Annotated in this window: 9 protein-coding genes; all 9 read right to left on the reverse strand. The window is 71.2% G+C overall.

Annotated features, from left to right (window positions below; genetic code table 11):
• The coding region (locus tag ABD140_RS39215) for a TIGR03936 family radical SAM-associated protein (RefSeq protein ID WP_344248035.1) at positions 1 to 754 on the reverse strand (754 nt) is incomplete at its 3' end.
• Positions 755 to 927: 173 nt separating this feature from the next.
• Entirely contained in the window at positions 928 to 2859 is a 1932-nt protein-coding gene (locus ABD140_RS39220) for a TIGR03960 family B12-binding radical SAM protein (protein ID WP_344248020.1), read from the reverse strand.
• Positions 2860 to 2940: 81 nt separating this feature from the next.
• Positions 2941 to 4098 (reverse strand): rod shape-determining protein RodA, encoded by a 1158-nt coding sequence (gene rodA, locus ABD140_RS39225; RefSeq protein WP_344248022.1) that lies wholly within the window; start codon positions 4096 to 4098, stop codon positions 2941 to 2943.
• On the reverse strand, positions 4098 to 6143 hold the full coding sequence (mrdA, locus tag ABD140_RS39230; RefSeq protein ID WP_344248024.1) for a penicillin-binding protein 2: 2046 nt from the start codon (positions 6141 to 6143) through the stop codon (positions 4098 to 4100). The genes rodA and mrdA overlap by 1 nt, the downstream gene beginning before the upstream one ends.
• The gene (gene mreD, locus ABD140_RS39235) at positions 6140 to 6721 is read right to left on the reverse strand and encodes a rod shape-determining protein MreD (protein WP_344248026.1); all 582 of its coding nucleotides are present in this window, start codon (positions 6719 to 6721) and stop codon (positions 6140 to 6142) included. The genes mrdA and mreD overlap by 4 nt, the downstream gene beginning before the upstream one ends.
• A gap of 2 nt (positions 6722 to 6723) precedes the next feature.
• A complete protein-coding gene (gene mreC, locus ABD140_RS39240; protein WP_344248028.1) occupies positions 6724 to 7623 on the reverse strand; it encodes a rod shape-determining protein MreC in 900 nt (299 codons plus the stop codon).
• Positions 7623 to 8660, reverse strand: a complete 1038-nt coding sequence (locus ABD140_RS39245) for a rod shape-determining protein (RefSeq protein WP_425544212.1) — start codon at positions 8658 to 8660, stop codon at positions 7623 to 7625. The genes mreC and ABD140_RS39245 overlap by 1 nt, the downstream gene beginning before the upstream one ends.
• Before the next feature lie 256 nt (positions 8661 to 8916).
• Positions 8917 to 9327 (reverse strand): nucleoside-diphosphate kinase, encoded by a 411-nt coding sequence (gene ndk / locus ABD140_RS39250; protein WP_106399988.1) that lies wholly within the window; start codon positions 9325 to 9327, stop codon positions 8917 to 8919.
• A 25-nt stretch (positions 9328 to 9352) separates the two neighbouring features.
• The coding region (locus tag ABD140_RS39255; protein WP_344248033.1) for a hypothetical protein at positions 9353 to 9662 on the reverse strand (310 nt) is incomplete at its 5' end.

Consider the following 9662-nt stretch of genomic DNA (forward strand, 5'->3'; position numbering starts at 1 on the left):
CGTCCGGCCCCGCTCCGGCCGCGACCACCGGGTCGCGGTCGGCTTCCAGCGGGTCCGTGATCAGCCCGGACCCGTCCAGCGGCCCCTGCGCCAGCCGCGTCACCAGCGGGGGTGACGGAGGCGCGAGGTCGGCCACCTGACGGAGCCCGGTCAGGACGTCGTCCGGTCGCACGGCGGGTGTGGCGTGCCGTACGACCATACGCAGAATCGCACCGGGATCGGCGTTCGAGGACTCGACCGTCAGCGCGACCACCGCGCTCCTCGTGTCGAACCTGCGCCGTCCCTTCTTGGTGAGGCGTTCCACCTCGATCACCTCGGAGCCGAGGAAGGCGGCCACGGCCGAAGCGGCGGTGTCCGAGGGGACACCGTCCAGCCGCAGGAGCCACTCGGACGCCTCGAGGCGGTCGGCCAGGGCCGTGCCCGCCCGGGCCGGCACGACGTCGATGACGTCGATGCCGCCGGGGAGCGCCGCGTCGAGGTCGGCTCGCACCCGCTCAGGGTCGCGGGTCTCGGTGAGCCCGATCTCGAGGTATTCCGCTTCGCTGGCCGTCCCGGTGGCCGCCGCGCCCGCGTAAGAGATCTTCGGGTGCGGGGTGAATCCGGCACTGAACGCGACAGGGATCCCGGCGCGCCTCACTGCGCGTTCCACGGCCCGGGAGATGTCACGGTGGCTGGTGAACCTGAGGCGGCCGCGCTTGGCATAGCGGACCCGCAGCTTCTGGATCACCGGGGCCGGTGCTGGACCGTCCGGCATGGGGGCCAGTGCTCTGTCCTTCCTACTCAAGGTCTCTCACGGCGGTCCGAAAGACCGCCGTCCGAGCAAGTATCTGCCCCTAGGGTACGGTGCGCGCGCACCAGCCGGAGCCAGCGCGTCGCTCCCCCCGGCCCGCAGCCCTTGTCAGACAGTGTTCACACGACTGCGCGAACTCAACCGTTGACCACGGTCAGCGGCAGAAGTTTCTTCCCCGTGGGGCCGATCTGGATCTCCGTGTCCATGGCCGGGCAGACCCCGCAGTCGTAGCAGGGCGTCCAGCGGCAGTCCTCGACCTCGGCGCCGCCCTCGACGGCGTCGCGCCAGTCCTGCCACAGCCACTCGCGGTCCAGGCCCGCGTCCAGGTGGTCCCAGGGCAGGACCTCGACCTCCTCGCGCTCGCGGACGGTGTACCAGTCCAGGTCCACCGGCTGGCCGGCGAAGGCCTCCTCGGCCTTGGCGATCCAGCGGTCGTAGGAGAAGTGCTCCGACCAGCCGTCGAACCGGCCGCCGTCCGCCCAGACCTTCTCGATCACCGCGCCCACGCGCCGGTCGCCGCGCGAGAGCAGCCCCTCGATGATCGAGGGCTTGCCGTCGTGGTAGCGCAGGCCGATGGCCCGCCCGTAGCGCTTGTCCTGGCGCAGCTCGTCGCGCAGCGCCTTCAGCCGCCGGTCGACGGTCTCGTGGTCGGCCTGGGCGGCCCACTGGAACGGGGTGTGCGGCTTGGGCACGAACCCGCCGATGGAGACGGTGCAGCGGATGTCGCGGCTGCCGGTGGCGTCGCGGCCCGCCTGGATGACCCGCCGGGCCATCCCGGCGATCTCCATGACGTCCTCGTCCTCCTCGGTGGGCAGCCCGCACATGAAGTAGAGCTTGACCTGGCGCCAGCCGTTCTCGTAGGCGGTGGTGACGGTGCGGATGAGGTCCTCCTCCGACACCATCTTGTTGATCACCTTGCGCATGCGCTCGGAGCCGCCCTCGGGGGCGAACGTCAGCCCGGAGCGGCGCCCGTTGCGGGAGAACTCGTTCGCCAGGGTGATGTTGAAGGCGTCCACGCGGGTGGAGGGCAGCGACAGCGAGGTCTGGGTGCCCTCGTAGCGGTCGCCCAGGCCCTTGGCCATGTCGCCGATCTCGCTGTGGTCGGCCGACGACAGCGACAGCAGGCCGACCTCGTTGAAGCCCGAGGCCTTGAGGCCCTGCTGCACCATGTCGCCGACGGTGGTGATCGAGCGCTCGCGCACCGGACGGGTGATCATGCCGGCCTGGCAGAACCGGCAGCCGCGCGTGCAGCCGCGGAAGATCTCCACCGAGAAGCGCTCGTGCACCGTCTCGGCCAGCGGCACCAGCGGGGTCTTGGGGTAGGGCCAGGCGTCGAGGTCCATCACCGTGTGCTTGACGATCTGCCACGGCACGCCCTGGCGGTTGGGCGCGACCCGCTGGATGCGCCCGTCCGGCAGGTAGGAGACGTCGTAGAACTTGGGCACGTACACCCCGCCGGACACCGCCAGGCGGTGCAGCAGGCCGTCGCGGCCCTCGGGGCGGCCCTCGCGCTTCCACTCCCGGATCACCTCGGTGATCTTCAGGACGATCTCCTCGCCGTCGCCCAGTACGGCGGCGTCGACGAAGTCGGCGATCGGCTCGGGGTTGAAGGCCGCGTGGCCGCCCGCCAGCACGATCGGGTCCTCCTCGCGCCGGTCGGCGGCGTGCAGCGGCATGCCGGCCAGGTCCAGCGCGGTGAGGAGGTTGGTGTAGCCCAGCTCGGTGGAGAAGGAGACGCCCAGGATGTCGAACGCGCCGACGGGGCGGTGGCCGTCCACGGTGAACTGCGGGATCTGGTGCTCCCGCATGATCTGCTCCAGGTCGGGCCAGACCGAGTAGGTGCGCTCGGCCAGCACGCCCTCGCGCTCGTTGAGCACCTCGTACAGGATCTGCACGCCCTGGTTGGGCAGGCCCACCTCGTAGGCGTCGGGGTACATCAGCGCCCAGCGCACCTCGGCGGAGTCCCAGTCCTTGACCTGGGAGTTGAGTTCTCCGCCGACGTACTGGATCGGCTTCTGCACCGAGGGCAGCAGCGGCTCCAGCCGGGGGAACACCGACTCAACAGGCATGTCGTACCTTCCAGAAGACTGACGGGATTCCGGGGGTCCGCGGCGGGATCTCGCTCCCGGAACACTCCAGCGTACCGCCGCTCACAGACTCCTGCCCCGGGCGTGCACGCCCTGCAGCAGTCCGAAGGCGATCATCGTGGCGAACGTGGCGGAGCCGCCGTAGGAGACCAGTGGCAGCGGCAGACCGGTGATGGGCATGATCCCGATGCACATGCCGATGTTCTCGAAGGTCTGGAACCCCAGCCAGCAGACCACTCCGGCCGCCACCAGGGTACCGAACCGGTCGCCGGCGTGGACCGCGATCCGCAGGCCCCGGTAGAGGATCACGCCGATCAGCACGATGATCAGCAGCGAGCCGAGGAAGCCCAGCTCCTCGCCGGCCACGGTGAAGATGAAGTCGGTCTGCTGCTCGGGCACGAACTGGCCGGTGGTCTGCTCGCCCTGGAACAACCCCTTGCCCAGCAGGCCGCCGGAGCCGACCGCGATCTTGGCCTGGTTGGCGTTGTACCCCGCGCCCCTGGGGTCGGCGGTCGGGTCGACGAAGGCGGTGAACCGGGCGATCTGGTAGTCCTCCAGCAGCCCTAGCGCCACCGCCGCGACGGCGGTGCCCGCCCCGGCCAGCACCAGGCCCAGCGTCCAGCGCTTGGCCACCCCGGAGATCGCCAGCATGCCCATGAGGATGGCGCACAGCACCATCGTGGTGCCCAGGTCTGGCTGGAGCATGATCAGCGCCGCCGGGATGCCGGCCAGCAGCAGCGCGATCAGGATGTCCTTGCGCCCGGGGCCCACCTCGCCGTCCCGGGGCTCGCCCAGGATCATCGCCAGCAGCACGACCAGCCCGACCTTGGCGAACTCCGAGGGCTGCACCTGGAAGCCGCCGCCGATCACGATCCACGAGTGGGAGCCGTTGATCGTCTCGCCCAGCGGGGTGAGGACGGCGATGAGGCCGACGAGCGAGAGGCCGTAGAGGATCGGCGCGTAGGCGCGCAGCAGCCGGTAGTCGAAGGAGGCGACCACCACGTACAGGACCGCGCCGATGCCCAGGTTGAGCAGGTGCTTCTTGAGGAAGGCCTCCGGGTCGGCGCGATGCCCGGCGCGGGTGGCGGAGTAGACCAGCAAAGCGCTGATCACCGCCAGCACGACGACGGGGACCACCAGCCCCCAGTCCAGCCGCCGCAGCACCGAGTCGCGGCGCACGGCCCTGCCCGGCCAGGACCGGCGCTCCTGCAGCGTCGTCATCAGCCCACCTTCGGCAGCTTGGCGGGGATCTCCCCGTTCTCCAGCGCGGCGGGCTCGTCGCCGAACCCGTAGATCGCCTCGTAGATCTTGCGGACGGCCGGCGCCGCGTAGGTGCCGCCCGTGCCGGCGTCGGTGACCATGGCGACCACCGCGTACCTGGGGTTCTTCGCCGGGGCGAAGGAGGCGAACCACGCGGTGTCCTTGTAGCCGTACGCCTCGGCCGTACCCGTCTTGCCCGCGACGTGCACCTTGTCCATCGGGAAGCCGCCGAAGACGCCGGCCGCGGTGCCCTCGGTCGTGACGGCCGCCAGCGCCTTGCGCATGTAGTCGAGGGTCTTCTTGTCGACCTGCAGCCGCGTGCCGCGCTCCGGCTTGATCTCGCGCACCACCGTGCCGTCCGGGCGGACGACGGCCTTGGCCACCTGCGGGACCACCAGGGTGCCGCCGTTGGCGACCGCCGCGTACGCGCGGGCCAGCTGCAGCGGCGTGACCAGCACGTTGCCCTGGCCGACGGAGAAGTTCGCCGCGTCGCCCGCGCGCCACATGTGGCCCTCCAGGCAGTTCTCCTTGGCGATGGCCGTCAGGTAGGCCGCGTGGCCGGTGTCCTTGATCTCGGGGTACCCGGTCTTGGCCCGCTTGCAGTCGATCTCCTTGGTGCTCTCCCAGTAGCTCTTCTTCCAGTCGCGGTCGGGGATGCGGCCGGGCGCCTCGCCGGGCAGGTCGATCCCGGTCCGGGTGCCGAAGCCGAACACCCGGGCCATCTTGATCATCGGGTCCTTGGGGTCGGGCACCGGCTTGGTCGACCCGTCGCGGATCCACTCCTCGTAGGCGAACCTGTAGAAGATCGTGTCGCAGGAGACGACGATCGCCCGGTGCAGGCTCATCGGGGGGTAGGGCGTGCTCCGGAAGTTGGTGAACGCCCGGCTGCCGACGTTGTAGGAGCCGGGGCACGGGTAGATCCCGTTCAGCGAGTAGCCGTCCGCCACCGCGGCGGCCAGCGAGGAGATCTTGAAGGTCGAGCCGGGCGGGAACTGGCCGGCGATCGCCCGGGAGATCAGCGGCTCGCCCCGCTTGGGGCCCAGCAGCGCGTCGTACTCCGCCTGGGAGATGCCGCCGGTCCACACCTTCGGGTCGTAGGTGGGGTAGCTGGCCAGCGCGACGACCTTGCCGGTCTCGACCTCCAGCACCACGCCCGCCGCCGCCGGGTCCCCGCCGATCTTCTTGACCGCCGCGACCTGCTCGGCGAGCGCGTCCTCGACCGCCGCCTGCACCTTGGCGTCCAGGTTGGTCACCAGGTGCGAGCCGGGCACCGCCTCCTCTTCTGAGGCGACGCCGGTGACCCGGCCGCGGGCGTCGACGTTCACCCGCCGCACGCCCGGCTCGCCGCGCAGGTCGGCGTCGTAGGAGGCCTCCAGGCCGTCCCTGCCGATGAGGTCGACGCCGCTGTAGCCGGTGACCTTCAGCCCCTCGCGCTTGTCGAGCTCCTCCTGGGTGACCGGCTGGAGGTAGCCGAGGGTCTGCGCGGCGCTGGCGCCCTCGGGCTCGGGGTACTCCCGCACGGCCTGGACCTGGGCGATGACGCCGTCGAAGTCCTCGGGCCGCTCCAGGATCTGCAGGCCCTCCTTGGCGCTGGCCCGGTCGTCCACCGGGATCGGCTGGTAGGGCGAGCCGGGCCAGCAGGGCCGCGGCACCGTCGGCGAGCACAGCCGCGTCTTGAGCTCCAGCTGCTCGGGGGTGGTGCCCAGCACCCCGGCCAGCCGGGCGAGCACCGTCTTGCCCTGGTCCGGCTGGCGGCCCAGGGCCGTCTTGTCGACCGAGATGACCAGCGCGGTGCGGTTGCGCACCAGCGGGCGGCCCGCGTCGTCGAGGATCGAGCCGCGGATGGCGGGGACGACGATGTCGCGGGTGCGGTTGTTGGCGGCGATCGCCTGGTACTCCTCGCCCTGGGCGACCTGGAGCACCCACATGCGGCCGACCAGCACCAGCAGCAGCGCCCCCACCATGACGTGGAGGACCAGGAGCCGGGAGTGGGTACGGGAGTTCACCGCTGCTGCCTGCCCAACCGCGCCGAGAAGCCGGGGACGCTGAGGCCGCCGCGCGGCTCCAGCCGCTCGCTGCGCTGGGACAGGCGCAGCACCGCCCAGACCACGAACGGGCTGGCCAGCACGTTGTACAGGACGGCGAGCGGCACCGTCCGCGAGACGATGGACCAGTCGGCGCGCGGGTCGCCGAGCATCACCCCCACCAGCGCGTAGGCGAGGTTGCCCACCAGCGCGCCGAGGGCGACCGCCACGAACGGCAGGCTCGGCGAGCGGTCCATCTCGGGGCTGGCCAGCCCCGAGATGTAGCCGACGACGCAGTAGACCAGCGCGTACATGCCGATGGTGTGGTCGGCGGGGGGCACCAGGTCGGTGGCCAGGCCGGCGCAGAAACCGGTGACCATCCCGACCGTCTCGCCCCGGAACAGCGCCAGCGCCACCACCGTGAGCATGACGAGGTCGGGCGTCACCGATCCGGGCAGCGGCAGCCGGTTGGCCACCGCGACCTGGAGCAGGATCGCCACGACGATGATGAGGACGGAGCGGAGCGTTCCGCCCCTGCCCTCCTCGACCGAGTTCAGCACGGCTAGCTCCCCGACGGGCTCGCGGCAGGCTGGGTGGGCAGGACGGCGTCGTGCGGGTCGCGCTTGGGCGGGGCGACCACCACGCCGACGACGTCCAGCCGGGTGAACATGACATAGGGGTGGATCAGCGCGGTGCGGGTGAGGGTCCCGGGCGTCCTCTCGATCCTGGCCACCGTGCCGATCGGCACGCCCGGCACGTACGGGCGGTCGCCCTTGGAGCCGAGCGTCACCACCCGCTGCCCGACGGCCAGCGGCGCGTCGGCGGAGAAGAGCTGCAGCCGCAGCGGGGTGGCGCCGACGCCGAGGCCGCGCCTTCCCTCGCCCTTGATGACGCCGATCTCCTTGGAGTCCTCCAGCCGCCCGCCCACGGTGGAGGAGGCGTCGGTGGCCAGCAGGACCGTCGCGGTGGCGGGCCCGGCCCGGGTGACCCGGCCGACCAGTCCCTCGCCGGTCATCACCGTCATCTCGGGCTTGACCCCGCTGAGGGTGCCGACGTCGATGGTGACGGTGTCCTCATAACCCTGCCCGGCCGAGATGACGTTCGCCGCCACGATCTTGTAGCCGCCCAGCCCGGCGCCGCCCAGCAGCCGCTCCAGCTGGGCGGCGCGGTCCTTGTCGATGGTGTTCGAGCGCAGCTGCTCGCGCAGGCGCTGGTTCTCGCGCAGCAGGTCCTCGGCGCGCCGGCGCTGGCCCGGCGCGTCGCGCAGCGCGTCGAAGGTGTTGCCGACCGGGCGCACCACGGCGGAGGCGAGGCGCTCCAGCGGACCGAACACCGTGGCGCCCACACCGCGCAGCCCGCGCAGGGGGGAGTTCTCCCCGCCCTGATGGTCCACGGCGATCAGGAGGAGGGAGGTGACGAGCAGGACGCCCAGGACCAGACGGGTGCGTCGGGTGTCTCGCATCAGTGACGCGGCTCGGGCACCAGGACCTGACGCAGCGACTCGAAGTCCTCGACGCACTTGCCGGTGCCGAGGACGACCGAGTCGAGCGGGTTGTCGACGAGGTGGATGGGCATGCCCGTCTCCTCGCGCACCCGCTCGTCCAGTCCCTTGAGCAGGGCACCGCCGCCGGTGAGCGCGATGCCGCGGTCCATGATGTCGCCGGACAGCTCCGGCGGGCACTTGTCCAGGGTGGTCTTCACCGCGTCGACGATGGTGGCGACCTGCTCCTCGATGGCGCGGCGCACCTCCTCGGCGGAGATGACGACGGTCTTGGGCAGGCCGGAGACCAGGTCGCGGCCGCGGATCTCGGCGTTGGGCTCCTCGCCGTCACCGGACGGGTGGGCGCTGCCGATCGCGATCTTGATCTCCTCGGAGGTGCGCTCGCCCAGCATGAGCGAGTACTCCTTCTTGGCGAAGGTGATGATCGCCTGGTCGAGCTCGTCGCCGCCGACGCGCACCGACTGGCTGGTGACGATGCCGCCCAGGGAGATGATGGCCACCTCGGTGGTGCCGCCGCCGATGTCGACGACCATGTTGCCGGTCGGCTCGTGCACCGGCAGGCCCGAGCCGATCGCCGCGGCCATCGGCTCCTCGATGATGAAGACGCGCCGGGCGCCCGCCTGGTAGCCGGCCTCCTTCACCGCGCGCTGCTCCACACCGGTGATGCCCGAGGGCACCGCGACGACGATGCGCGGCTTGGCGAAGTGGCGGCGCTTGTGCACCTTCTGGATGAAGTACCGCAGCATCCGCTCGGTGACCTCGAAGTCGGCGATCACACCGTCCTTGAGGGGCCGTACCGCCACGATGTTGCCGGGCGTGCGGCCGATCATGCGCTTGGCGTCGATGCCCACCGCGACGATCTTGTTGGTGTGGGTGTTGATGGCGACCACCGAGGGCTCGTTCAGCACGATCCCTCTGCCCCTGACATAGACGAGGGTATTGGCGGTGCCCAGATCAACCGCCATGTCACGACCGAGGAACGACAACTTGTTACCCATGGAGAAAAGGGGGCCCTTCCTGCTGGCGGTGTCACCAGAGATGACGATCGAAGCGGCAAGATTCATCGTAACGCGATATGCCCTCCGGGGGCAGCCGCCAAAGGGTGCGCTCACGCGAAAAAACGTCCGGCCAACGTTCAGTTTCCAGCAAAACGACCGCCGGTCCCGGAAAGACAGCCGCACCGCGCGCCGATCATACGGCGCACGGTGCGGCTGGAGAACCCGTTCGGCCCGATCGGTGCGACCGGGCCGCGCATCAGGCGAGACCGGGGAAGAAGATCTTGATCTCCCGGGCGGCGGACTCCGGCGAGTCCGAGCCGTGGACGATGTTCTCGCCGATCTCCAGGGCGAAGTCGCCGCGGATGGTGCCGGGGCCGGCCTCGACCGGGTTGGTGGCGCCGGCCAGCGAGCGGAAGGCCTTGATGGCGTGCGGGCCCTCGGCGACCAGGGCGACGAGCGGGCCGCCGGTGATGAACTCGACGAGCTCACCGAAGAAGGGGCGCTCGCTGTGCTCGGCGTAGTGCTCCTCGGCCACCTCGCGGGGCAGCGTGCGCAGCTCCAGCGCGACCAGCTTCAGGCCCTTGCGCTCGATGCGCGAGACGACCTCGCCGACGACGCCCTTGCGTACGCCATCGGGCTTGACCAGGATCAGAGTGCGCTCGGACACGGCGGTGTTCTCCAGTGGATTTCGGCTAGTGGGATACCTGCGAAAGCCTATCCCCCCGGATCATGTCCCGGCGCCGCGTCACCACCGCGGCGAGTACGGACAGCGCCAGCGCCGCCGCTCCGGCGGCGGCCAGCCAGACCTGCTGGGCCGCGCCCAGCGCCGCCAGGCGGGCGGCGGCGCCGTCCGCGCCCCGCACCCGGTCGGCCTGGAGCGAGCCCGCGATCAGGTTGCCGCACATGAGCGCGGGGAAGCACAGCGCGAGCGCGAACGGCGCCGCCCCCGGGCCGGCGCCGCGCCGTGGCGCGCAGCTCCTCGGCCACCTCGGCGCGGCTCCT

The organism is Actinocorallia libanotica, from assembly GCF_039525175.1.
In the GTDB taxonomy this organism is placed as follows: domain Bacteria; phylum Actinomycetota; class Actinomycetes; order Streptosporangiales; family Streptosporangiaceae; genus Actinocorallia; species Actinocorallia libanotica.